This window comes from Streptococcus mitis, assembly GCF_023109235.1.
Taxonomy (GTDB): Bacteria; Bacillota; Bacilli; order Lactobacillales; family Streptococcaceae; genus Streptococcus; species Streptococcus mitis_DA.
This window is the reverse complement of record NZ_JALDUC010000009.1, coordinates 1-24,370: the sequence shown is the minus strand read 5'-3', so window position 1 is coordinate 24,370 and position 24,370 is coordinate 1. Positions and strand designations below refer to the sequence as shown.

Sequence of the window (24,370 nt, the reverse complement as noted above, 5' to 3'; positions counted from 1 at the left end):
TTGAATTTGATTTTCGAAGAGTATCAATTGTAGAAAGTGCTCCTTATTCTAGTCAGACACGTAGAAAATTTGATATGATAGTAGGGAACAAGGAGAAGAATACAATGATCAGCGAATACCAGAAAATGATTGCAGGAGAGGTTTACCGTCCATCGGACCCAGAATTGCGGGCCTTGGCTCAGGATTCTCGCCAAAAACAGTCTGCCTTTAACAAGAAAGAAGATCCCTTGAAGGGAATCGAAATCATCAAGGCTTGGTTTGGGTCAACCGGACAAAATCTTTATGTTAATCCACGCCTGGTGGTCGATTATGGAGTCAATATCCATCTAGGGGAAAATTTTTATTCTAATTGGAACTTGACCATGCTGGATGTTTGTCCGATTCGCATCGGGGACAATGCTATGATTGGTCCCAACTGTCAGTTCTTGACTCCCCTCCATCCATTGGACCCGCAGGAACGTAATTCAGGTGTGGAATACGGCAAGCCTATTACTATCGGAGATAATTTCTGGGCTGGAGGTGGTGTTATTGTCCTTCCTGGAGTGACACTGGGTAATAATGTTGTTGCTGGAGCAGGGGCTATAATCACTAAGTCCTTTGGCGACAACGTTGTCCTAGCTGGTAATCCTGCGCGCGTGATGAAGGAGATACCTGTGAAATAGAAGTAAAAAGGAACAGCGGGGTTGTTTCTTTTTTGTAGGTTTCATCATTTTTTACCCAGTCCACATTTACCTATTCTATCTCTTAGAAAGTCTGCTTCATTGATCAATTTAAAAGCATCTCGTAAGTGGGATGCTTTTTTCTCCTCAATTTATCAGCCTACTCCTTGACACTCGATCAGCTTTTGATACAATAGTACAAAATTAGAGGAGGTGGGTTATGATTCAGAAATATGCGATTCCTATTTTAGAGTTCGATGATAATCCTCAGGCGGTCATCATGCCCAATCACGAGGGGCTGGATTTGCACTTGCCCAAGAAGTGTGTCTATGCTTTTTTGGGTGAGGAGATTGACCGTTATGCGAGGGAAGTAGGGGCGGACTGTGTCGGCGAATTCGTTTCTGCTACCAAGTCCTATCCGGTCTATGTCATGAGCTACAAGGGCGAGGAACTTTGTTTGGCTCAGGCTCCTGTTGGCTCCGCTCCAGCAGCCCAGTTTATGGATTGGTTGATTGGCTATGGTGTGGAGCAGATTATTTCCACTGGAACCTGTGGTGTGCTGGCTGATATAGAAGAAAATGCCTTTCTAGTTCCTGTTCGCGCTCTGCGAGATGAAGGAGCTAGTTATCACTATGTGGCACCTTCTCGTTATATGGAAATTCAGCCAGAGGCTATTGCTGCTATTGAGCGAGTGTTGGAAGCCAGAGGGATTCCTTATGAAGAAGTCATGACCTGGACGACAGACGGTTTTTACCGAGAAACGGCTGAAAAGGTTGCCTATCGCAAGGAAGAAGGCTGTGCTGTTGTAGAGATGGAGTGTTCTGCGCTTGCGGCAGTAGCCCAGCTACGTGGGATTCTCTGGGGAGAATTGTTGTTCACAGCTGATTCCTTAGCAGACTTGGACCAGTACGATAGTCGTGACTGGGGTTCAGAAGCTTTTGAGAAGGCCTTGGAACTCTGCCTTGAGATAACTTCTCAGATCTAGCTACTCTTCTTCTTTTTATGGTACAATGGATGTATGTTATTCAAATTATTTGTGAAAAAAATTGAAAGGGCCTTGGGTGGACTTTCGCCAGCTCGTCGTATCTTTTTAAGTTTCGCTGGAGTTATTTTTATAGGTTCTCTTCTTTTGAGTTTGCCTCTTGTCCAGGCGAGTGGTTCGCAGGCTACTTATTTTGACCATCTTTTTACGACGGTTTCTATGGTATGTGTGACTGGCCTCTTTACGCAACCGGTAGCTACCACCTATAATGTCTGGGGGCAGTTGATTTGTATGCTCTTGATACAGATTGGTGGTCTGGGGCTCATGACTTTTATCGGGGTCTTTTATATTCAGGGGAAGCAAAAGCTCAGTCTTCGCAGTCGTGAAACTATTCAGGAAAGCTTTAGTTACGGGGAAACTCGGTCGCTGAAAGCCTTTATGCGTTCCATCTTTTTGACGACTTTTCTGGTAGAGGGTTTGGGAGCTTTTCTTCTTAGTTTTCGTTTTATTCCTGAGTTCGGCTGGGGACGAGGTATTTTCACCTCTATCTTTTTAGCCATTTCAGCCTTTTGTAATGCTGGTTTTGATAATTTCGGCAGTAGCAGTTTAGTGGCTTTTCAGACGGATCTCTTAATCAATCTGGTTATTGCTGGTTTGATTATCACGGGTGGTCTTGGCTTTATGGTCTGGTTTGACTTGGCAACCCAGTTTGACAAGAAGAAAAAACGTCGTCTGAGGTTCCACACCAAGCTGGTTCTCTTCTTGACTGCAGGGATCTTGCTGTTTGGGACAGTATCCACACTCTTTACGGAGTGGCACAATCCTGGAACCATTGGTAATCTTAGTGTTCCAGAGAAAGTGCTGGTTAGTTTTTTCCAAACCGTCAGCATGAGAACAGCTGGCTTTGCTTCTATTGACTACACTCAAGCTCGGCCTGTGACCTTGTTTATCTATATCTTACAGATGTTTCTCGGAGGGGCGCCTGGAGGGACGGCTGGGGGGCTCAAGATTACGACTTTCTTTGTCTTATTGGTCTTTGCGCGTAGTGAATTGCTGGGTTTACCTCATGCCAATGTTGCGCAGAGAACTATTGAGGCTCGAACAGTCCAAAAATCCTTTAGTGTCTTCATTATCTTTTTGATGACCTTCTTGTTGGGCTTGGTGTTGTTGGGAATTACAGCAGAAGGAACACCGCGATTTATCTACCTCATGTTTGAGACCATTTCAGCTCTTGCGACAGTTGGGGTAACGGCAAATCTGACACCAGAATTGGGCAAGCTAGCTCTCAGTATTGTCATGGTGCTCATGTTTATTGGCCGTATCGGTCCCTTGACCTTGCTGGTTAGTCTAGCGGATTACCAGCCAGATAAGAAAGATTTGATTCAGTATATGAAAGCAGATATTAGTATTGGGTAAGAAAGGAAGAACGATGTCAGATCGTACGATTGGAATTTTAGGTTTGGGGATTTTCGGGAGTAGTGTCCTGATGGCCCTTGCCAAGCAAGATATGAATATCATTGCCATTGACGACCACGCCGAGCGCATCAATCAATTTGAGCCAGTTTTGGCGCGTGGAGTTGTTGGCGATATCACAGATGAGGAACTCCTCAGAACTGCAGGAATTGATACCTGTGATACGGTTGTAGTGGCAACAGGGGAAAATCTAGAGTCGAGTGTGCTTGCAGTCATGCATTGTAAGAGTCTAGGGGTACCAAGGGTTATTGCCAAGGTCAAAAGCCAGACAGCTAAGAAGGTGCTAGAAAAAATCGGTGCTGACTCGGTGATTTCACCTGAGTATGAAATGGGGCAGTCTCTAGCGCAGACCATTCTCTTTCATAACAATGTTGATGTTTTTCAGCTGGATAAAAATGTGTCTATTGTGGAGATGAAAATTCCGAGTGTTTGGGCAGGTCAAAGCCTGAGCCAGCTAGATTTACGTGGCAAATACAATCTCAATGTCCTAGGATTTCGTGAACAAGAAAATTCACCACTGGATGTCCAGTTTGGTCCTAATGACCTCTTGAAAGCAGATGCCTATATCTTGGCGGTGATTAATAACCAGTATCTAGATGACTTGGCAGAATTAAATTCGTAAGGAGGGGAATCCCCTCTTTTTTGATGTCCAAGATAGGAAATAGAGTCAGAAACCCTTGTATTCCAGTAAAAGTCCTTCAGAAGCTGGACTTTATGGTAGAATAGAAAGAAGTGACAAGAGAGAAAGAAAAAATCAGTCCCCTAAAGGAGTAGATTATGAAGTTATTGTCTATCGCCATCCCTAGCTATAATGCCGCAGCCTATCTTCATTACTGTGTGGAGTCGCTAGTGATTGGTGGTGAGCAAGTTGAGATTTTGATTATCAATGACGGATCTCAGGACCAGACTCAGGAAATCGCTGAGCGTTTAGCCAGCAAGTATCCTAGCATTGTTAGAGCCATCTATCAGGAAAATAAAGGTCATGGTGGTGCGGTCAATCGCGGCTTGGCAGAGGCTTCTGGGCGCTATTTTAAAGTAGTTGATAGTGATGACTGGGTGGATCCTCGTGCTTACCTGAAAATTTTGGAAACATTGCAGGAACTAGAGAGCGAGGGTCAAGAGGTAGATGCCTTTGTGACTAATTTTGTCTATGAAAAGGAAGGTCAGTCTCGTAAGAAGAGTATGAGTTACGAGTCAGTCTTGCCTGTCCAACAGATTTTTGGCTGGGACCAGGTCGGAAATTTCTCAAAAGGCCAGTATATCATGATGCACTCGCTGATTTACCGGACAGATTTGTTGCGAGCGAGCCAGTTCCAATTGCCCGAGCATACTTTTTATGTCGATAATCTCTTTGTCTTTACCCCCCTTCAGCAGGTTAAGACCATGTACTATTTGCCTGTCGATTTCTATCGTTATTTGATTGGGCGTGAGGACCAGTCTGTCAATGAGCAAGTGATGATTAAGCGCATTGACCAGCAACTCAAGGTCAATCGACTCTTGGTAGATCAGCTTGATTTATCCAAAGTGAGTCATCCCCAAATGCGAGAATATCTGTTGAATCATATTGAGATTACGACGGTGATTTCCAGTGCCCTACTCAACCGAGCAGGCACAGCAGAGCATCTTGCCAAAAAACGGGAGCTGTGGACCTATATTCAGCAGGAAAATCCAGAGGTCTTTCAGGCTATTCGTAAGACCATGCTCAGCCGTTTGACCAAACATTCGGTCTTGCCAGCTCGCAAACTTTCCAATGTCGTCTATCAAATCACCAAGTCTGTTTATGGATTTAATTAATATAAGTATTTTATAAGAGGGATTTAAGAAAAATTTTAACTTTTTCTTAATCCTTTTTAATTTTAGGAGATTATACTAGAGTCATCAAATAAAGAAAAACTCTAAGGAGAATCCTATGAAATTCAATCCAAATCAAAGATATACTCGTTGGTCTATTCGCCGTCTCAGTGTCGGTGTTGCCTCAGTTGTTGTAGCCAGTGGCTTTTTTGTCCTAGTTGGTCAACCAAGTTCTGTACGTGCCGATGTGGTCAATCCGACCCCTGCTCAAGTTGTACCAGACGCGACTTCGGTGAGTGAAAAGAGCGACTTACCAGCAGAACTTCTCAAAGAAGCAGTCGATACAGCTCTTCCTTCAGAACAGGTAGACTCAACACCTAAAGCAAGCTTGGATACTACAAGCTCTCCAGAAAAAGTGAATGTTGCTGATAAAGACCAAGTGGTAGCGCCAAAAGAAGAAGTGCAAGCAAAACCAGAATCTAAGAAAGAAACAGAAGATGCGCTTAAACCTGTGACAAATCCTGCAGCTACAGTTGCTGGACAAGACCGTGAATCAAGTGAAGCTCAGCCAGCAACAACCCCAGCCGAAGTTCAAAAAGGGGTGGCTGACAACACCAAAGACACAGTGGATGTCCCAGCTACTTACTTGGACAAAGCCAATTTTCCTGGTCCATTCACAGCTGGTGTCAACCAAGTCATTCCATACGAATTCTTCGCTGGTGACGGTATGTTGACTCGCCTTATCTTGAAAGCATCAGACAAGGCTCCATGGTCAGACAACGGTTCAGCTAAAAACCCCGCTCTCCCACCAGTAGAAAACTTGGGCAAAGGCCTCTACTTCTATGAAGTAGACTTGGCAGGAACTCAAGGCAAATCAGATAAAGATCTTCTTGACCTCTTGAAACAAAATGGTACACAAAGTTATAAAGCCACTATCAAGGTATACGGTGCTAAAGATGGTAAGGTCGATTTAAGCAACCTCGTAGCGACTAAGGATTTGGATGTCAATTTGAATGGCTTAACTACTCCAGTTGAAGTGCAAAAGGGCGTAGCTGACAATACCAAAGACACAGTAGATGTCCCAGCTACTTACTTGGATAAAGCGAACTTCCCAGGTCTGTTCACAGCTGGTGTCAACCAAGTCATTCCTTACGAATTCTTCGCTGGTGACGGTATGTTGACTCGTCTGATCTTGAAAGCCTCTGACAAAGCCCCATGGTCAGACAACGGCTCAGCTAAAAACCCCGCCCTTCCACCAGTAGAGAAATTGGGCAAAGGCCTTTACTTCTATGAAGTAGACTTGGCCGGCACTCAAGGAAAATCTGATAAAGATTTGCTTGACCTCTTGAAACAAAACGGCACTCAAAGCTATAAAGCTACCATCAAAGTGTACGGTGCTAAAGACGGCAAGGCAGACTTGAGCAACCTCGTAGCGACAAAAGATTTGACAGTGAACTTGCATGGACATCAGTCTCTAATTCCGATGCAGTCAGGTTTCGTCCCATCTTCTAATGGTTCAGCTATGCCGGCTCCAATGATGAATAGTCATCAAGATGCATCTAAGATGAACGCTCAAATGCCTAGTGCCAATCAAGATGAGATGAAATCTAAAATGCCAGCTGCTAGTCAGGATAAGATGCCTAACAAAGAGCAGGACAAAACCATGAATGCTAGCCAGCCTATGGCAACACCAAGCATGAAACAAGATCAAGCTTCAGCAGCCTCAAGCAAAATGTCTGATGAAGGCAAGATGGTATCTAATAACAAGGTATCAAGTCCAATGATGGCTGATCAAATGAAAGACCAAAAAGACATGCTTCCATATACTGGTGAAGCCCAAACATCAATGGCTACTATTGGATTTTTTGGACTCGCCTTGGCCGGACTTCTAGGTGGACTCGGTTTGAAAGCTAAAAAAGAAGAAAATGACTAGTCTAGCTACAGACTTTCTATCTAGGATATGAAAAATCCAGATATCGTTTAGAATGTTCGTAAAGAGATTAAAATAGTGTTATACTATTGTGGTATAGCACTGTTTTTTTCAAAGGAGAGACAGATGGGAAAGACAATTTTACTCGTTGACGACGAGGTAGAAATCACAGATATTCATCAACGTTATCTGGTTCAGGCAGGATATCAGGTTTTGGTGGCCCATGATGGAGTAGAGGCCTTAGAAATCTTCAAGCAAAAACCGATTGATTTGATTATTACAGATATCATGATGCCTCGGATGGATGGTTATGATTTGATTAGCGAAGTTCAGTATCAATCTCCGGATCAACCTTTTCTCTTTATCACGGCTAAGACTAGCGAGCAGGACAAGATTTATGGCCTGAGCTTAGGGGCAGATGACTTTATTGCCAAGCCCTTTAGCCCTCGTGAGTTGGTTTTGCGTGTCCATAATATCTTGCGTCGCCTTCATCGTGGAGGTGAGACAGAGGTTGTCAGTCTCGGGGATTTACGGATGAATCATGGTAGCCATGAGGTCCAAGTTGGAGATGTGGCGCTTGATTTGACCGTCAAATCCTTCGAACTTCTATGGCTTTTAGCCAGCAATCCAGAGCGGGTTTTCTCTAAGACAGACCTCTATGAAAAGGTCTGGCAAGAAGACTATGTGGATGACACCAATACCTTGAATGTTCATATTCATGCTCTTCGACAGGAGTTGGCTAAACATGCTAGTTCAGAAACACCCACCATCAAAACCGTCTGGGGCTTGGGCTACAAAATTGAGAAAGCACGAGGTAGTTAATGAAATTAAAAAGTTATATTTTAGTGGGGTATGTCATTTCAACACTCCTAACGATTATCGTGGTTTTTTGGGCTATCCAGCGAATGCTAATTGAAGAAAGAGAAATTTATTTCCTAGTGGGTATGACTCTAGTGGCTAGTTTTATCGGTGCTGGGATTAGTCTCTTTCTCCTATCGCCGGTCTTTACTTCATTGGGCAAACTCAAGGAACATGCCAAGAGAGTAGCAGACAAGGATTTTCCTTCAAATCTGGAGGTTCAAGGACCTGTAGAATTTCAGCAATTAGGCCAAGCTTTCAATGAAATGTCCCATGATTTGCAGGCCACCTTTGATTCCTTGGAAGAAAGCGAACGAGAAAAGGGCTTGATGATTGCTCAACTTTCGCATGATATCAAGACCCCCATCACTTCAATCCAAGCGACGGTAGAAGGGATTTTGGATGGGGTTATCAAGGAAGGAGAACAGGACCATTATCTAGCAACCATTGGACGCCAGACTGAAAGACTCAATAAACTGGTTGAGGAGTTGAATTTTTTGACTCTAAACACAGCTAGAAATCAGGTCGAAACGACCAGCAAAGACAGCATTTTTCTGGACCAGCTCTTGATTGAATGCATGAGTGAATTTCAGTTCTTGATTGAGCAGGAAGAGCGAGATGTCCATTTGCAGGTAATTCCAGAGTCTGCACGGATTGAGGGAGATTATGCCAAACTTTCTCGTATCTTGGTGAATCTGGTCAATAATGCTTTTAAATACTCAGCTCCAGGAACCAAACTCGAAGTGGTGGCTAAGCTGGAAAAAAACCAGCTTTCAATCAGTGTGACCGATGAGGGGAAGGGAATTGCCCCAGAGGATTTGGAGAATATTTTCAAACGCCTTTATCGTGTAGAAACTTCGCGTAACATGAAAACAGGTGGTCATGGCTTAGGGCTTGCGATTGCGCGTGAATTGGCCCATCAATTGGGTGGAGAAATTACAGTCAGCAGCCAGTACGGTCTAGGAAGCACCTTTACCCTCGTTCTAAACCTTTCTGGCAGTGAAAATAAAGCTTAAAACCCCTTTACAAATCTAGCCATTCATGGTAGAATGGATTTTGTGCGAAATATCAGCAGGAAAGCATGAAGCTCGTCAACAGGTGTCTTAGGATAAGTAACCTTGGCTGTTTAGGCGAAGGGCATCTGCACGAATCAGGGCTTTCTAAGTGACTATTTCCACCGAAATATTATTTATATCAGGAGGACATTCACATGTCACGTTATACAGGACCATCTTGGAAACAAGCTCGTCGCCTTGGCCTTTCACTTACAGGTACAGGTAAAGAATTGGCACGTCGTAACTACGTACCAGGACAACACGGACCAAACAACCGTTCTAAATTGTCAGAATACGGTTTGCAATTGGCTGAAAAACAAAAACTTCGTTTCACTTACGGTGTAGGTGAAAAACAATTCCGTAACTTGTTCGTACAAGCTACAAAAATCAAAGGCGGAATCCTAGGTTTCAACTTCATGCTTCTTTTGGAACGTCGTTTGGATAACGTTGTTTACCGTCTTGGTCTTGCGACTACTCGTCGTCAAGCTCGTCAATTCGTAAACCATGGTCACATCCTTGTTGACGGAAAACGCGTTGATATCCCATCATACCGCGTAACTCCAGGTCAAGTGATCTCAGTTCGTGAAAAATCATTGAAAGTTCCAGCTATCCTTGAAGCAGTAGAAGCTACTCTTGGACGTCCAGCATTCGTATCATTCGACGCTGAAAAATTGGAAGGTTCATTGACTCGCTTGCCAGAACGCGATGAAATCAACCCAGAAATCAACGAAGCACTTGTCGTTGAATTCTACAACAAAATGCTTTAATTTTAAGAAATATCTTACAGAAAGCCTACAACAGTGGGCTTTTTGCTTTGTCTTAAAACGTTGATTTCAGGGTTTGTCCCCCTTTTTGTCCCCCTTTACAAAGAAATGAAGTAGCGTTGATGATATGAATTCGGTGTAATCTAATGCTTTTGCTCTCTTAACTTAAAGTAGTCTAGTGTTAATATGCTAGAAGTATTGTCTTCCCTTTACAATCGATTTGTTTACATCTTATTTCAATCTACTATATGATTTCTTGAATCTTTTATATTCTTGACTTTTAAGTTTAGCTTTAATATTGAGGTAATGTTTATTAATTTTGTCAGTATAGCTTCTTGTTAATATTGAATAAAAGTACTATAATATAGGTTGGGGTATTTTATCCTGAGTAGGATCATTAAAATTATTGTATCCCTTATTTTGTACACAATATTCTTAGAAGATAAAGGAAAAAGGAGTTTCTATAGATGGAAAAGAAGAAATCTAAGAGTCGTGTTGAGCGTTTGCATCGTGAGAAGGTGACGCGTTATTCTATTCGTAAGGTCAGCTTTGGTGCAGCTAGTGTAGCAGTGGCTGCCTTGTTCATGTTTTTAGGAAATGGAGCAGTATCTGCTACAGAGCAAGGGGTGCCTTCAACTAATGGGGGGGAGACTCAAGCACCGCAACCTAAAGATCAGAATGTCCAGAATGGGACCTACGAAGGGAACACAGTAGCCACTAGTCCTGCTGCAACAGTAGAGACAAATACTCAACCTTCAACAGTTGAAAATAGTCCTTATCCAGAATCAGCACCTCAGAAGGTGGAGACTCTAGATAAGAAAGAATTAACAGATTTAATCAAAGAAATTGATGGAAAGTTTGCTAAAGGAACATATGCTACTAAGACGGAAGAAAGCGTTAACAATCTTAGAGATGTCTTAGAAGCAGCCAAAACAGCTTTAAGTACTGCAAAAACACAATCGGAATTATCACAAGCACACGCAAACTTAATTGTTGCAACAACAAAATTACAAACAAAACCAGAAGAGAAAAAAGAAGCACCAGCAGTAGATACGACAAATGGAAAAGCTACTGTAGGTATTAAAGCTACAAATACTGAAAAATCTTCAGAATCTAACTCTATTGCAAACTCAGGTTCTAAAGATGAACGTAATGGAAAGGCTTTGGATACAAATAATCCATTTCGTACGGGAGCAGCTACAACGAATACAGATCCTGCTGCGAACCAAACTTATACAGCGCCTGCAGATGATGCAGATTTAAATACTTTAGTTAAAGCATTATTAGCATTAGATCCTACAGTTGAAAATAATTCAAAACTTTCACAAAATATGGATAGTTTAGGTGATAGTAAGGAAGTAGCAAAAGGTACTGTAAAAGAAATTACTGAGTTCGGAGGATGGACAGCAGTAGATGGAGGAGTATTCGCTATTGCTAGAAGAACTGAAGAAGGTGTATACCCTCTTGAAACAATCAATTCAACACTAGATGATACTGTTTGGTTGCAAGAACAAGCTTTCGATAGAGATACAGAGTATACTTTACTATTATCAAAGAGTAGAACTAGAAGTAATAGAGATGAAGTTGTTTATGATAATAGTACTTACAAACCGACTGGTGAAGGTGGAGGAATTACAAAAAATCTTGCAAGATATAAAGGGATTGAAAAAACATTTAAAGCCTATTCGACTAAAGAAGGTTCAGATGTAATTGTTAAGTTTAAACCTGGTTATGTTGGAGATAGTGAAGGTAGAAAAGCTAGATATAAAGTAGAAGTGTATAGTATCGAAGGTACTACGGAAACAAAGATTTATGAGACGACTTTTGATCCTTCTAAAAATATAAATGATGCTAAACAGGTTGTGACAGCAGCTAAAGATGGAACGAATAAAGCAAAAATTAAAATTTCAGATAGTAGTAATTCGACTACAATAGATTCAGGTGTTGACCACACTGTACGTAAGAATTTCATTGGTAAAAGAGAAGCTGAAAAATTAATGGCACAACCTGGGAATAAACCAAATGGAACTGCTGGAACATTTACGAGTAAGCCTATTGCATTACCTCAAGGTGCAGACCATTACAAGGTTAGAGTAAGTTTAGCAGACCAAGATAAAACAGGGATGAGTTATCAAGCTTGGGATGACAAATATTCAGTGCCTGTTACAGGAGCTGACTTCTCAATTGCGCAAGATACTAGTAATGTAGCAAGAAATCTTTTACAAAGAATTTATGATAAATTAAAAGCTACAGAATCAGCAGATAAAAATGGTAAAACTTCTCAAACAATTCAAGATTATGAAGCAGAATTAGAAAAAGTTAGAACACTATTAGCAAATCCTGCTGCTAGAACACCTAATTTTAAGCAAGCTTTACAAGATTTATTAGCTAAACAATCAGGCTTGAAAACTGATAAAACAGGATTAACGAATTCAAAAGCTGAATTAGATGCCTTAGTGAATGAAGATCCAACACCTGGAAAAACAACTGATACTGCAAAAGCATACAATGCTGCAAAAGAAGCAGCAAAAACTGAAATAGCAGCAGCTTTGACTGTAATTAATGACGATAATGCAACACCAGAACAAGTATCTGCAGCTTTAGAAAAAGTAAATGCTAAAAAAACAGCTCTACAAGAAGCTAAAGATGGCTTAATTGAAGCCGCAACAGCAGAAGAAAAAGCTAAATTGAAATCAGATGCAGATTCATTAGTAAAAGCTGATACAACTGGAAAAACACCAAAAAGTATTGAGGTCTATAATACAAAATACGAAGCGATTAAAGCACAATTAGAAGCAGCAAAAACAGAAGCTGCCGCAGTATTAGCAAAAGAAAATAATGCATCTAAAGCAGAAGCTCAAGCAGCTCAAGAAAAAGTAGATGCTGCAAAAGCGGAATTAACAAAAGCTGCAGAATTATTAGTGAATAAAGCAGACAAAACAGAGTTAACAAAAGCAAAAGAAGCGTTAAGTACTTTAGTAACAGAAGCAGATCCAACACAAGGAAAAACTGCAGATAGTGCAAAAGCGTATAACGATGCGAAAACAGCTGCACAAGAAGCAATTAAAGAAGCAGAAACAGTAATTAATGACGAAAATGCAACACAAACTCAAGTAACGGAAGCTTTAAATAAAGTTAATGAGAAAAAATCGGCATTAGAAACAGCGAAACAAGTTTTAGTAGAAGCTGCAACAGCAGAAGAGAAAGCTAAATTAAAATCAGCTGCAGATTTATTAACAAAAGCTGATGAAACAGGTAAAACACCAGATAGTATCGCAGCATATGAAAGAAAATATGAAGAATTAAAAGCACAATTAGAAGCAGCAAAAGCAGAGGCAGACAAAGTTTTAGCAAAAGGCAATAATGCAACAAAAGAGGAAGTTAAAGCGGCTCAAGCGAAAGTAGATGCAGTGAAAACGGAATTAGAAACAGCGAAAAATCTTCTTGTAGAAGCGGCAACTACTGAAGAAAAAACAAAATTAAAAACGAACTCTGATGCATTGAAAAAAGCTGATACAACTGGTAAAACAGCAGATAGTATTAAAGCATATGAAGCAGAATTTGAAGAATTAAAAGCACAATTAGAAGCAGCCAAAGTTTTAGCAAAAGGCAATAATGCAACAAAAGAAGAAGTAAAAGCAGCTCAAGCAAAAGTAGATGCAGCGAAAACAGCTTTAGATAAAGCTGCAGAATTGTTGAAAGAACTTGACAGAGACGGTGCTAAAAAAGAAATTGCAGATGCTGCAAAAAAAGCGACAGATGCTATTGAAGCTAGTACAAGTTTAACACCAGAACAAAAAGCGGAAGAAAAAGCAAAAGTAGCTAAAGAAGCAAAAGCTGCAACAGATGCTATTGATAATGCAACAACTGAAGAGGGTATCAACTCTGCAAAAGATAATGGAAAATTAGCTATCGAAAAAGAAGCAGCAATTACAGCTATTAATGCTGAAAAAGCAGCAAAAGAACAAGAAATCGATAATAATACTAAGTTATCCGATGAAGAAAAAGCAGCGGCAAAAGCAGAGGTAGCAAAAGCAGCTACCGAAGCAGTAGAAGCTATCCAAAAAGCAGAAACGCAAGAAGCTGTAAATGCTGCACAAGCAAAAGGCGAAACAGCGATTAAATCAGTAAATCCACTCGGTAAAGAAAAAGCCTTGGAAGCCATTCAAACAACAACAGAAGCTAAATTAGCCGAAATTGATAAGAATACAAACTTATCAGCTGAGGAAAAAGCCGCAGCCAAAGCAGAAGTAGCTAAAGCAGCCATCGAAGCAGTAGAAGCTATCCAAAAAGCAGAAACGCAAGAAGCTGTAAATGCTGCACAAGAAAAAGGTGAAGCAGCGATCAAAGCAGTGAATCCAGTCGGTAAAGAAAAAGCGTTAGATGCGATTCAAACAGCAACAGAAGCTAAATTAGCCGAAATTGATAAGAATACTAATCTATCAGCTGACGAAAAAGCCGCAGCCAAAGCAGAGGTAGCTAAGGCAGCCATCGAAGCAGTAGAAGCCATCCAAAAAGCGACAACGCAAGAAGCTGTAAATGCTGCACAAGCCAAAGGCGAAACAGCGATCAAAGCAGTGAATCCAGTTGGCAAAGAAAAAGCCTTGGAAGCAATCAAAGCGACAAGAGATGCCAAGTTAGCAGAAATTGATAAGGCTACTGGTTTATCAGCTGAGGAAAAAGCTGCAGCCAAAGCTGCTGTAGAAAAAGCCTATAATGAAGCGGTAGAAGCCATCCAAAAAGCAGCAACGCAAGAAGCTGTAAATGCTGCACAAGCAAAGGGTGAAGCAGCAATTAAAGCAGTGAATTCAATTGGCAAAGAAGCTGTAAATGAAGCTAAAGCAGCGGTAGAAGCTGCTGCAGCTGAAAAAATTGCAAGTATTAAAGCAAATCCCAACTTATCAGCTGAAGAAAAAGCAAAAGCAATTGCTGAAGTTGAACGCTTAAAACAAACAGCATTAAATGCCATTGATAAAGCAACAACAAAAGCTGAACTTGATAAAGCTTTACGTACTTTCTTATATCAGTTAGATTTAGAATCATTAGTTTATGATCGCCCAACTTTCGACCTTGAAGCATACATCCAAGCATCTATTACAGGAGTTGTAAAAGTTGAACGTGGAAAAGCCATTACTCAAGCTGATATCATTGCTAAACTGAACTTACCAGAAAATGTTACAGTGATTAGCATAGACTTACCTGATACAAATACATTAGGTGATAAGTTTGCTAAAGTAACCTTAAGATTACCAGATGGAACAGAAGTAACTGTAAAAGTACCGGTTAGAGTTGTTGCTCCACAAAATGGAGATTCTAAACCAGACACTTCTCTTCCAAATCATGGTGCTAACAACGGAACAACTAACACAGATGTGAAAGTGGATAAAGCTAAGTTAGAAGGCGCTATTCGTCAATTAGATGAACTAATCATCCAAGAGTCAGCTAAGCTTGATGCAGAAACTGCAAAAGAAGCGAATGACTTGTTAGCAGATGCTAAGAAAGTATTTGCTAATGCAGACGCAAGCCAAGCAGAAGTGGATGCAATGGTGAAACGTATCGAAGACTTCATGGCGAAAGTTGCTCCATCAACTGATCATGCAACTCCAGCTAACGACCAAGCTGCTCAAACACCAGCTGTAGCTCCATCTACAACTCAAGCAGCAGCAAATGCTAGTCAAACAGCATCAGCACAAGCAAATACACGTACAGTGGCTAAAGAATTGCCAAATACAGGTACAGCAGATTCTGTAGTATCTATGGTAGCAGCCGCCGCAAGTGCATTACTTGGTCTTGGTCTTGCAGGTCGTCGTAAAGAAGACGAAGAAGCTTAATTTCTTAGATTGTTTGATAAAGATCAGATGATAAATCCGATTTTTAGAGCTTAAACAAGTACCTCTCATAAGAAAATCTTACGAAGCTGGACAAAAAGTCTTTAAATTTTAAAAACGCATAGTATCAGGTATTTAAAACTTGATATTATGCGTTTTATTGTGGGAAGATTTATTTCATTTTCTCTTAAAGTTGAGTTTTTCCCCAGCCTCTCTTTGCTTTGTCTTGAAAAACTATAGAACACTTCTTAACTGTGAAGGAGGATAAAAAAATTCCCTGCAAAATGAAATTGCAAGGAATTTTTGTTAATGGTTATGGGCAAGCCAGGCGGAATATTTTTTCCCGAGCCAGAGAGCAAAGGGGAGATTGATGACGACGATGCCTGAGCCAACTAGTGAAAATAGGAAAAATTCGCTAGTTGAAACCTGCCACAAATGCACGATGTCTGTAATCAAATAAGCACTGATAGGAAAACAAAGGATAGAAGTGATGAGAGCAGGGATATACTTACGGAGAAGAATTGATTGTCCAATATGGAGCAAGAGATGGAGTGCAAAGGCCACAAATCCTCCTAACCAAACTAATTCGAGCGCTCTAGATTGACTAAAATACGCTAATAAAGTGATGGATAAGACAATGATAAACTCCTCAAAAACAGCAAGGGCAAATCCCTCTGTTGTAATTCCTTTGTGAATCTTGAGAATAGCTGGAGCCTTTTGAGCCAGCAAGGTTTCGTTGAGATGAATCCAAGGGACAAGACCGATAATTTCTTCCATATCGTGAAAGATAAAGAGTAGCGGGAACATCCAAAGATAAAATGCCATAAATCTCTCCTGAAAAGTTATAGATTGCTAACCAATAAAGCAAAAAACGCCCAGAAAGGCGTTTTGAGTTAGGTGTGCTTATTTAACCTCTGTAAACACAACGTGTTTGCGAAGTTTTGGTGAGTATTTCTTCAATTGAAGACGGTCTGGAGTGTTACGTTTGTTTTTAGAAGTAAGGTACAAGCGTTCACCAGATTCTTTGTGTTCAAGTGTAATATTTACGCGCATGGTATCTCCCTTCTATTATTCAGCTGATGCAGCTTTAGCGATTTTACGTCCTTTGTAGTATCCTTTAAGTGATACACGGTGAGAACGTGAGTAATCTCCAGTAGTTTCGTCAAAGTTTACAGATGGAGCTGTTACTTTGTAGTGTGTACGACGTTTGTTTTTCTTCGCTTTTGAAGTGCGACGTGCAGGTACTGCCATTTTGATTTCTCCTTTAGGTATTTATATTCGATTCAATCTACTGATTTTCATCAACCATACTAGGATAACACATTTTTTTTGTAAAGTAAAGTTACTTGACAAAAAAAGATGAAAAAATTCTCCTGTCCGACCTAGCAGACAGGAGAAGGTGTTAAATATCAATCTCAAATGGTTCGTCAATGGTTTCTGATACGTATTTTCCGTCTTTCTTCCGTTGCTTGACACATTCTGTAAGGAGATATTCGATTTGCCCATTGACTGAACGAAAGTCGTCTTCTGCCCATGATGCGAGTGCAGCGTATAACTTTGTTGAGAGTCGAAGGGGGATCTGCTTTTTTTTAGCTTCAGCCATCTTTAGTAAAGACTTCCTGTGTTGACAATTGGTTGTGCATCATGATTGCCACAGAGAACGACTAGGAGATTTGAAACCATGGCAGCTTTTCGTTCTTCGTCAAGCTCTACCAATTCCCCTTCATTGAGACGTTCCAGGGCCATTTCAACCATACCCACAGCGCCATCGACAATCATCTTACGGGCATCAATAATGGCTGATGCTTGTTGGCGTTGAAGCATGACAGCAGCAATTTCTGGTGCGTAAGCTAGGTAAGTGATACGTGCTTCAAGGATTTCCAAGCCAGCATCTTCCACGCGACTTTGAATTTCTTCACGAATACGGTTAGCAACAATTTCGCTAGAGCCACGGAGACTACCTTCATCTGCTTGTCCGTCACCCGTAGTATCCACATTAGGAGACACATCGTAAGGATAGATGCGGACAATATTACGGAGGGCGCTATCACATTGCAATGAAAGATATTCTTTGTAGTTATCAACATTGAAGACTGCTTTGGCTGTATCAACAACTCTCCAAGTTACCGCGATACCGATTTCCACAGGATTTCCTAGACAATCATTGATTTTTTGGCGAGAATTGCTCAAGGTCATAACCTTGAGGGAAATCTGTTTCTTGCCAATTTCAATATTTACATCATTGCCATTTGATGATTTCATCCCTGAAAAAGGAGATTTCGTGCTAACATCACCACTTTGTCCCAGTCTAGTGTGATTTGCAGGGTTGACTGCTACGCTGAAGGGATTAACAAAGTAAAAACCAGGTTCTTTGATGGTACCTGTATAGTTACCAAAAAGGGTCAAAACCAGAGCTTCCTGAGGTTTGACAACTTTTAAACCAGCATGAGCTAGGCCTGCAATTAAGCTTAATAAAAGTCCGATAATAATTCCAAAAATGTTTTCCGAACCAACACCCATTATAAATATAAAGATACCGAGTACGAGCGCCAATTCAATGAGAATCAATGCGAATACACCATTTGGTTTTGAATTGATTAGTTTTTCAGTCATAAGAATGACCTCCTATTATTTGATATCTAAATGATATCACTTTAATTTATAAAGTCAAGAAATAAATGTAACATTTTTAAAGAAAATATTTCTGTATAGAATTTTCTGAAAATTCAAGAATTTTCTTCTGTTCATTGCCTTTAAAATGTGCTATAATAGTAAAAACTGAAATGGGAGGGAACAAATGACTGAATTAGATAAGCGTCACCGCAGTAGCATTTATGACAGTATGGTAAAATCACCAAACCGTGCTATGCTTCGTGCGACTGGTATGACAGATAAGGACTTTGAAACACCGATTGTGGGAGTGATTTCGACTTGGGCGGAAAATACACCATGTAACATCCACTTGCATGATTTTGGGAAATTGGCTAAAGAGGGTGTCAAATCTGCAGGTGCTTGGCCTGTGCAGTTTGGAACTATTACTGTAGCGGACGGGATTGCTATGGGAACGCCTGGTATGCGTTTCTCTTTGACATCTCGTGATATTATTGCGGACTCTATCGAGGCGGCTATGGGTGGTCACAATGTGGATGCCTTTGTTGCTATCGGTGGTTGTGACAAGAACATGCCTGGTTCTATGATTGCCATTGCTAATATGGATATTCCAGCAATTTTCGCCTATGGTGGAACTATTGCACCGGGAAATCTTGATGGTAAAGATATTGACTTGGTTTCTGTTTTTGAGGGTATCGGAAAATGGAACCACGGTGACATGACAGCTGAGGACGTAAAACGTCTTGAATGTAATGCCTGCCCTGGTCCTGGTGGCTGTGGTGGTATGTACACAGCTAATACCATGGCGACTGCTATCGAAGTTCTCGGTATGAGTTTGCCAGGCTCTTCATCTCATCCAGCTGAATCAGCTGACAAGAAAGAAGATATCGAAGCAGCAGGACGTGCTGTTGTTAAGATGTTGGAACTAGGTCTTAAACCATCAGATATCTTGACTCGTGAAGCCTTTGAAGATGCTATCACTGTAACTATGGCTCTAGGTGGTTCTACAAACGCCACTCTTCACTTGCTTGCCATTGCCCATGCTGCCAATGTTGACTTGTCACTTGAGGACTTCAATACGATTCAAGAACGTGTGCCTCACTTGGCTGACTTGAAACCATCTGGTCAGTATGTCTTCCAAGATCTCTACGAAGTCGGTGGTGTGCCTGCGGTTATGAAATATCTCTTGGCAAATGGTTTCCTTCATGGAGACCGCATCACATGTACTGGTAAGACTGTCGCTGAGAACTTGGCTGACTTTGCAGACCTCACTCCAGGTCAAAAAGTTATTATGCCACTTGAAAATCCAAAACGTGCGGATGGTCCGCTTATCATCTTGAACGGGAACCTTGCCCCTGACGGTGCGGTTGCCAAGGTATCAGGTGTGAAAGTGCGTCGTCACGTTGGACCAGCTAAGGTCTTTGACTCAGAAGAAGATGCTATTCAGGCCGTTCTGACAGATGAAATCGTTGATGGCGATGTAGTCGTTGTTCGTTTCGTTGGACCTAAGGGTGGTCCTGGTATGCCTGAGATGCTGTCACTTTCATCAATGATTGTTGGTAAAGGTCAAGGAGACAAGGTTGCCCTCTTGACAGATGGACGCTTCTCTGGTGGTACTTATGGTCTGGTTGTTGGACATATCGCTCCTGAAGCTCAGGATGGTGGACCAATTGCCTACCTTCGTACAGGCGATATCGTTACGGTTGACCAAGATACCAAAGAAATTTCCATGGCCGTATCCGAAGAAGAACTTGAAAAACGCAAGGCAGAAACAACCTTGCCACCACTCTATAGTCGTGGTGTCCTCGGTAAATATGCCCATATCGTATCATCTGCTTCACGCGGAGCCGTGACAGACTTCTGGAATATGGACAAGTCAGGTAAAAAGTAAATTCAAAAAGCAAGCCAACTTTGGCTTGCTTCTTTTCATCTTCAAAAGTAATTTACCTGCTTAACGAGGTGGCAGTCCAAGGGCAATGCGGCCGTAGCGACTGATTCGTGTGATTTTCCAAGCAGGCGACCAGGTAACTTCAACCTTGACATCTTCGATACCCTCGATTTGTTTCAGACCTGCCACGATTTCGATAGGCAGGCTTTCGGCACAATCGCAGGCAGTGTCGGTGAAGGTCATGACAATCTTGCAGAGACCTGTTTCATCCAGATTGATTTCATAAATCAGTCCTAGATTGTAAACATCCAATTCCACATCTGTATCAAAAACCTTCTCTAGTTTTTCGATAATTTGGTCTTGCAAGGCCAAAGCACGGTCATTGATTTTGATATCCTCTCTCATTACAGTCCCTCCACGTGATAAATATCCTCTATTTTCTCATAATTCTGACAATTTGGCAAGTTTTTGATGAATTTTCTGAAAAAATATGATAATATAAAGAAAATGCTAAATCAAGGGGAAGCCTATGGAGCAGATTGGAAAAGTCTTTAGACAATTACGAGAGTCAAGAAATATCTCGCTGAGACAAGCAACTGGGGGACAATTTTCGCCGTCTATGTTATCTCGCTTTGAAACAGGTCAGAGTGAGCTTTCGGTGGAAAAGTTTCTATTTGCCCTAGAAAATATATCTGCCAGTGTAGAGGAAATCCTCTTTCTAGCGAGAGGTTTTCAGTATGATACAGATTCTGAGTTGAGAAAAGAAATCCTAGATGTCTTGGATCCAAAGAATATAGCACCTCTTGAAGACCTGTATCGCAAGGAGTACCAAAAGCATACCCATTCTCAAAACAAACAGAAACATATTCTAAATGCCATTATTATCAAGTCTTATATGAAGAGCATGTATGATACGGTAGAGTTAACGGCAGAGGAGGGGAAAGTCCTTCATGATTATTTGTTTTCTACCGAGATCTGGGGAATCTATGAACTCAATTTATTTTCAGTCAGTTCACCATTTCTATCTGTTTCTCTTTTCACTAGGTATGTTAGAGAGATGGTACGTAAATCTGATTTCCTAATGGAAATGTCTGGCAATCGAAACCTTTTTCACACTATACTATTGAATGGCTTTTTAGCCAGCATTGAGTGTGAAGAATTTACCAATGCCTCTTATTTTAAACGTGTTATCGAAGAGCGTTTCTACAATGAAAATGAAACCTATTTCCGAATTGTCTATTTGTGGGCGGAAGGTCTCCTTGATAGCAAGCAAGGCAGAGTCAAGGAAGGTCAGAAAAAGATGGAAGATGCTGTCCGTATTTTTGAGATGCTTGGCTGTAATAAATCTGCCGAATACTATAGAAATACGACCGATTGTTGAATATCTGCAAACTAAGAAAATCATTTGAAATTTTAAGCGATAGAATTGTTGACCTCTCTCGTGTCACTGGAGAAATTCTATCGTCTCTTTTTACTTATTTTTTTGTTGCATATATTCAAAAGTTTTTCCTCTAAAATTTCTAAGTGCTATACTATAGTCATACTTCACATAAAACTTCTACTCTTCGAAAATCAAATTCAAACCACGTCAGCTTCACCTTGCCGTACTCAAGTACAGCCTTCGGCTAGCTTCCTAGTTTGCTCTTTGATTTTCATTGAGTATTCGAACAAGAAGGGAGATTATCTATGAAATTATTGTTTAGAAATCAAGCTTATCGACTCTTGACTTTGTCACGTTTCTTCAATGCTTTTGGTGCTTCAATTTTCAATCTGGTCTTTATCGTTTATGCATCGACCTTGCCACAAGCATCTTTTGCTGTTGCTATGGCGAATATTGTCATGATTCTTCCGACTCTCTTTACAGTTTTTGTAGGGATTCGGGCAGATTACACGAGGGATAAGGTCAAATGGATGGTCTATAGCGGTTTGTTTCAGGCGGTTTTATTTTTTCTAGCAGCCCTAGTTGTTCAGCAAGCTAGTCTCTTTGCCTTTTCTAGCCTATGTTTAATCAATGTCATTAGTGATGTCATTAGTGATTTTGCTGGTGGTTTGCGAATGCCTCTCGTTAAGGAAAAAGTAGCTGAAGAGGATTTGATGGAAGCCTATTCTTTTTCACAGTTCATCACCTATATTTCAGCTATTGGTGGTCAAGCTTTTGGAGTCTGGCTCTTAGGTCTATCGGTTAACAATTTTTCTCTCGTTGCAGGAATCAATGCTTGTTTTTTCCTCATATCAGCTTCTGTTCTCTTTTTAGGAAGAAGCAAATTAAGCCTGTCAATTTCATCTGCTGATGGTGAAAACCTAAAAAATGAGAAGCTATCTATCAAAGAGCAGTTCCTAACAATTTACCGAAATTTACGCCTTGTTTTTCTTAAAAGTGGACAGAAAAACTTTGGTTTTATGCTCTTTGCAGTCTTGCTTATCAATGCCTTGGGTGGCGCTTTAGGAAGCATCTATAACATCTTCTTTTTGAGCTATTCTCTCTTGAATTTTTCTTACACAGAGGCACTATTTATCAGTCAAGTTTGTGCTTTAGCTGCAGTCATCATCAGTAGCCTTACTGGTAATGATTATTTTGGGAAGCAGTCTTTGCCTAGATTGATGATGTGGGCGACATTAGGAGTCAGTCTAGTTGGTCTGGCTAACTTATTCAATCAAGTTGTGCTTGGTTTACTATTTCTCTTTTTTACTCTCTATGTGTCTGGTAAAGTTGCACCAAAGATTAATGCCATGCTCCTGAAAAATCTAGCTCCGGAGGTTTTAGCTCGTACCAGTAATTTTTTAGGTTTATTGTTTACCTTATCCATACCTGTGGGAACAGCTTGTTTTTCACTTATAGCTGTATGGAATATACAGTTGACTTGGATGCTATTTGTTGGTCTTTCCTTGCTAGCTATTCTTTTGACAGTTATTAATCTCAAAAATGATATCTAATACCCTTCGAAAATCTCTTCAAACCACGTCAACGTTGCCTTGCCGTAGGTATGGTTACTGACTTCGTCAGTTCTATCTACAACCTCAAAACACTGTTTTGAGCAACCTGCGGCTAGTTTCCTAGTTTGCTCTTTGATTTTCATTGAGTATAAATCCTAATTTTATTCATACTGTTTTAATCCCTCTATTTATGGTAAAATAAGACTATTAAGTTTAAAGAGGATTCCCTATGAAATTACAAAAACCAAAAGGAACGCAGGATATCTTGCCTGCTGAATCTGCCAAATGGCAGTACGTTGAGGGCTTTGCCCGTGAGATTTTCAAGCGCTATAACTATGCGGAAGTGCGCACACCTATTTTTGAGCACTATGAGGTCATCAGCCGCTCTGTCGGAGATACAACCGATATCGTAACCAAGGAAATGTACGATTTCTATGATAAGGGTGACCGTCATATCACACTTCGTCCAGAAGGAACTGCGCCCGTTGTCCGTTCCTATGTGGAAAATAAACTCTTCGCACCAGAAGTGCAAAAGCCAAGTAAGTTCTACTATATGGGCCCTATGTTCCGCTATGAGCGTCCACAGGCAGGGCGTTTGCGCCAATTCCACCAGATTGGTGTTGAGTGCTTTGGCTCTAGTAATCCAGCTACCGATGTGGAAACCATCGCTATGGCAGCTCATTTCTTGAAAGAAATCGGCATCCAAGGTGTCAAATTGCACCTCAACACGCTTGGAAATCCTGAGAGCCGTGCGGCTTATCGTCAGGCCTTGATTGACTATTTGACACCGCTTAAGGAGACTTTATCTAAGGATAGCCAACGCCGTTTGGAGGAAAATCCTCTCCGTGTCTTGGACTCTAAGGAAAAAGAAGACAAGGTAGCAGTAGAGAATGCGCCTTCTATCTTGGACTTCCTTGATGAAGAAAGCCAAGCACACTTTGATGCTGTGCGTCAGATGTTGGAAAATCTTGGAGTAGACTATATCATCGATACCAATATGGTGCGTGGTCTGGACTACTACAACCACACCATTTTCGAGTTTATCACTGAGATTGAGGGCAATGACCTGACAGTCTGTGCGGGTGGTCGTTACGATGGTTTGGTTTCTTACTTTGGAGGCCCGGAAACTGCTGGATTTGGTTTTGGACTTGGTGTAGAGCGCCTGCTTCTCATTCTTGAAAAGCAAGGTGTTGCTCTTCCTATCGAAAACGCCCTAGATGTCTATATCGCAGTCTTGGGTGATGGAGCAAATGTAAAAGCCCTAGAACTAGTCCAAGCTCTTCGCCAACAAGGTTTCAAAGCAGAGCGTGATTACCTTAACCGTAAACTCAAAGCTCAGTTCAAGTCAGCTGATGTCTTTGCAGCTAAGACCCTCATCACCCTAGGAGAGAGTGAAGTCGAAAGCGGACAAGTAACGGTCAAGAACAACCAAACTCGAGAAGAAGTGCAAGTGTCACTTGAGGCTATCAGCCAAAACTTCTCAGAAATCTTTGAAAAATTAGGTTTTTAATAGTAGATAAAGGCTCTTTGTCAACTGTAGTGGGTTGAAGAAAAGCTAAGATCGAGAAAGGACACATTTCGTCCTTTCTTTTTTGATA

At 41.0% G+C, this 24,370-nt stretch carries 20 protein-coding genes; 14 read left to right on the top strand and 6 right to left on the bottom strand.

Features of this window, described 5'->3' with window-relative positions; translation table 11 throughout:
• The first annotated feature begins 104 nt into the window (after nt 1-104).
• From M1F55_RS06555 to M1F55_RS06510, 10 genes are all read left to right on the top strand, one after another.
• Complete coding sequence (locus M1F55_RS06555; RefSeq protein WP_247947522.1) at nt 105-662, top strand: sugar O-acetyltransferase; 558 nt, start codon at nt 105-107, stop codon at nt 660-662.
• Nucleotides 663-879: 217 nt separating this feature from the next.
• Nucleotides 880-1,644, top strand: a complete 765-nt coding sequence (locus tag M1F55_RS06550) for a nucleoside phosphorylase (protein WP_247947521.1) — start codon at nt 880-882, stop codon at nt 1,642-1,644.
• 33 nt (nt 1,645-1,677) lie between these two features.
• Entirely contained in the window at nt 1,678-3,057 is a 1,380-nt protein-coding gene (locus M1F55_RS06545) for a TrkH family potassium uptake protein (RefSeq protein WP_033685335.1), read from the top strand.
• A gap of 13 nt (nt 3,058-3,070) precedes the next feature.
• A complete protein-coding gene (locus M1F55_RS06540; protein ID WP_004258637.1) occupies nt 3,071-3,736 on the top strand; it encodes a potassium channel family protein in 666 nt (221 codons plus the stop codon).
• 155 nt (nt 3,737-3,891) lie between these two features.
• Complete coding sequence (locus tag M1F55_RS06535) at nt 3,892-4,908, top strand: glycosyltransferase family 2 protein (RefSeq protein ID WP_049500475.1); 1,017 nt, start codon at nt 3,892-3,894, stop codon at nt 4,906-4,908.
• 115 nt (nt 4,909-5,023) lie between these two features.
• Nucleotides 5,024-6,838: an SSURE domain-containing protein gene (locus M1F55_RS06530; RefSeq protein ID WP_247947520.1), complete on the top strand. Its 1,815-nt coding sequence runs from the start codon at nt 5,024-5,026 to the stop codon at nt 6,836-6,838.
• Between the two features lie 123 nt (nt 6,839-6,961).
• Nucleotides 6,962-7,657, top strand: coding sequence for a response regulator transcription factor (locus M1F55_RS06525; RefSeq protein ID WP_049500471.1), 696 nt, complete (start codon nt 6,962-6,964; stop codon nt 7,655-7,657).
• Nucleotides 7,657-8,709 carry a sensor histidine kinase gene (locus tag M1F55_RS06520; RefSeq protein ID WP_247947519.1) on the top strand — a complete coding sequence of 351 codons (1,053 nt, stop codon included), beginning with the start codon at nt 7,657-7,659 and terminating at the stop codon, nt 8,707-8,709. The genes M1F55_RS06525 and M1F55_RS06520 overlap by 1 nt, the downstream gene beginning before the upstream one ends.
• Nucleotides 8,710-8,903: 194 nt before the next feature.
• On the top strand, nt 8,904-9,515 hold the full coding sequence (rpsD, locus tag M1F55_RS06515) for a 30S ribosomal protein S4 (RefSeq protein ID WP_000092756.1): 612 nt from the start codon (nt 8,904-8,906) through the stop codon (nt 9,513-9,515).
• A gap of 464 nt (nt 9,516-9,979) precedes the next feature.
• Nucleotides 9,980-15,343 (top strand): DUF1542 domain-containing protein, encoded by a 5,364-nt coding sequence (locus M1F55_RS06510; protein ID WP_247947518.1) that lies wholly within the window; start codon nt 9,980-9,982, stop codon nt 15,341-15,343.
• Between the two features lie 303 nt (nt 15,344-15,646).
• Here M1F55_RS06510 and M1F55_RS06505 read toward each other — a convergent pair whose 3' ends face one another.
• From M1F55_RS06505 to M1F55_RS06485, 5 genes are all read right to left on the bottom strand, one after another.
• Nucleotides 15,647-16,165 (bottom strand): HXXEE domain-containing protein, encoded by a 519-nt coding sequence (locus M1F55_RS06505; RefSeq protein WP_084928336.1) that lies wholly within the window; start codon nt 16,163-16,165, stop codon nt 15,647-15,649.
• Nucleotides 16,166-16,243: 78 nt separating this feature from the next.
• Nucleotides 16,244-16,393 (bottom strand): 50S ribosomal protein L33, encoded by a 150-nt coding sequence (gene rpmG, locus M1F55_RS06500; RefSeq protein ID WP_001265622.1) that lies wholly within the window; start codon nt 16,391-16,393, stop codon nt 16,244-16,246.
• Nucleotides 16,394-16,408: 15 nt separating this feature from the next.
• The gene (gene rpmF, locus M1F55_RS06495; protein WP_000290417.1) at nt 16,409-16,591 is read right to left on the bottom strand and encodes a 50S ribosomal protein L32; all 183 of its coding nucleotides are present in this window, start codon (nt 16,589-16,591) and stop codon (nt 16,409-16,411) included.
• A gap of 151 nt (nt 16,592-16,742) precedes the next feature.
• Nucleotides 16,743-16,943, bottom strand: coding sequence for a type II toxin-antitoxin system antitoxin (locus M1F55_RS06490; RefSeq protein ID WP_000796544.1), 201 nt, complete (start codon nt 16,941-16,943; stop codon nt 16,743-16,745).
• A 2-nt stretch (nt 16,944-16,945) separates the two neighbouring features.
• A complete protein-coding gene (locus tag M1F55_RS06485) occupies nt 16,946-17,953 on the bottom strand; it encodes an SPFH domain-containing protein (RefSeq protein WP_084928338.1) in 1,008 nt (335 codons plus the stop codon).
• Between the two features lie 184 nt (nt 17,954-18,137).
• Here M1F55_RS06485 and ilvD point away from each other — a divergent pair, with 184 nt between their 5' ends.
• A complete protein-coding gene (gene ilvD, locus M1F55_RS06480; RefSeq protein ID WP_000137343.1) occupies nt 18,138-19,841 on the top strand; it encodes a dihydroxy-acid dehydratase in 1,704 nt (567 codons plus the stop codon).
• A gap of 60 nt (nt 19,842-19,901) precedes the next feature.
• On the opposite strand, the gene M1F55_RS06475 is transcribed toward ilvD, so the two are convergent.
• Nucleotides 19,902-20,243 (bottom strand): metal-sulfur cluster assembly factor, encoded by a 342-nt coding sequence (locus M1F55_RS06475; RefSeq protein ID WP_001206380.1) that lies wholly within the window; start codon nt 20,241-20,243, stop codon nt 19,902-19,904.
• A 124-nt stretch (nt 20,244-20,367) separates the two neighbouring features.
• On the opposite strand from M1F55_RS06475, the gene M1F55_RS06470 reads away from it, so the two are divergent.
• From M1F55_RS06470 to hisS, 3 genes are all read left to right on the top strand, one after another.
• The gene (locus M1F55_RS06470) at nt 20,368-21,219 is read left to right on the top strand and encodes a helix-turn-helix domain-containing protein (protein ID WP_064275805.1); all 852 of its coding nucleotides are present in this window, start codon (nt 20,368-20,370) and stop codon (nt 21,217-21,219) included.
• Between the two features lie 305 nt (nt 21,220-21,524).
• The gene (locus M1F55_RS06465) at nt 21,525-22,772 is read left to right on the top strand and encodes an MFS transporter (RefSeq protein ID WP_247947517.1); all 1,248 of its coding nucleotides are present in this window, start codon (nt 21,525-21,527) and stop codon (nt 22,770-22,772) included.
• A 229-nt stretch (nt 22,773-23,001) separates the two neighbouring features.
• Nucleotides 23,002-24,282: a histidine--tRNA ligase gene (gene hisS, locus M1F55_RS06460; RefSeq protein WP_049492662.1), complete on the top strand. Its 1,281-nt coding sequence runs from the start codon at nt 23,002-23,004 to the stop codon at nt 24,280-24,282.
• The last annotated feature ends 88 nt before the right edge of the window (nt 24,283-24,370 follow it).

Bases quoted from the DNA above. Each gene is read 5' to 3' on its own strand.
- M1F55_RS06470 (WP_064275805.1), top strand. From the start codon at position 20,368: ATGGAGCAGATTGGAAAAGTCTTTAGACAATTACGAGAGTCAAGAAAT.
- M1F55_RS06510 (WP_247947518.1), top strand. From the start codon at position 9,980: ATGGAAAAGAAGAAATCTAAGAGTCGTGTTGAGCGTTTGCATCGTGAG.
- M1F55_RS06505 (WP_084928336.1), bottom strand. From the start codon at position 16,165: ATGGCATTTTATCTTTGGATGTTCCCGCTACTCTTTATCTTTCACGAT.
- rpsD (WP_000092756.1), top strand. From the start codon at position 8,904: ATGTCACGTTATACAGGACCATCTTGGAAACAAGCTCGTCGCCTTGGC.
- M1F55_RS06485 (WP_084928338.1), bottom strand. From the start codon at position 17,953: ATGACTGAAAAACTAATCAATTCAAAACCAAATGGTGTATTCGCATTG.
- M1F55_RS06475 (WP_001206380.1), bottom strand. From the start codon at position 20,243: ATGAGAGAGGATATCAAAATCAATGACCGTGCTTTGGCCTTGCAAGAC.
- rpmG (WP_001265622.1), bottom strand. From the start codon at position 16,393: ATGCGCGTAAATATTACACTTGAACACAAAGAATCTGGTGAACGCTTG.
- M1F55_RS06525 (WP_049500471.1), top strand. From the start codon at position 6,962: ATGGGAAAGACAATTTTACTCGTTGACGACGAGGTAGAAATCACAGAT.
- hisS (WP_049492662.1), top strand. From the start codon at position 23,002: ATGAAATTACAAAAACCAAAAGGAACGCAGGATATCTTGCCTGCTGAA.
- M1F55_RS06550 (WP_247947521.1), top strand. From the start codon at position 880: ATGATTCAGAAATATGCGATTCCTATTTTAGAGTTCGATGATAATCCT.
- M1F55_RS06490 (WP_000796544.1), bottom strand. From the start codon at position 16,943: ATGGCTGAAGCTAAAAAAAAGCAGATCCCCCTTCGACTCTCAACAAAG.
- M1F55_RS06540 (WP_004258637.1), top strand. From the start codon at position 3,071: ATGTCAGATCGTACGATTGGAATTTTAGGTTTGGGGATTTTCGGGAGT.
- rpmF (WP_000290417.1), bottom strand. From the start codon at position 16,591: ATGGCAGTACCTGCACGTCGCACTTCAAAAGCGAAGAAAAACAAACGT.
- ilvD (WP_000137343.1), top strand. From the start codon at position 18,138: ATGACTGAATTAGATAAGCGTCACCGCAGTAGCATTTATGACAGTATG.
- M1F55_RS06555 (WP_247947522.1), top strand. From the start codon at position 105: ATGATCAGCGAATACCAGAAAATGATTGCAGGAGAGGTTTACCGTCCA.
- M1F55_RS06530 (WP_247947520.1), top strand. From the start codon at position 5,024: ATGAAATTCAATCCAAATCAAAGATATACTCGTTGGTCTATTCGCCGT.
- M1F55_RS06545 (WP_033685335.1), top strand. From the start codon at position 1,678: ATGTTATTCAAATTATTTGTGAAAAAAATTGAAAGGGCCTTGGGTGGA.
- M1F55_RS06520 (WP_247947519.1), top strand. From the start codon at position 7,657: ATGAAATTAAAAAGTTATATTTTAGTGGGGTATGTCATTTCAACACTC.
- M1F55_RS06465 (WP_247947517.1), top strand. From the start codon at position 21,525: ATGAAATTATTGTTTAGAAATCAAGCTTATCGACTCTTGACTTTGTCA.
- M1F55_RS06535 (WP_049500475.1), top strand. From the start codon at position 3,892: ATGAAGTTATTGTCTATCGCCATCCCTAGCTATAATGCCGCAGCCTAT.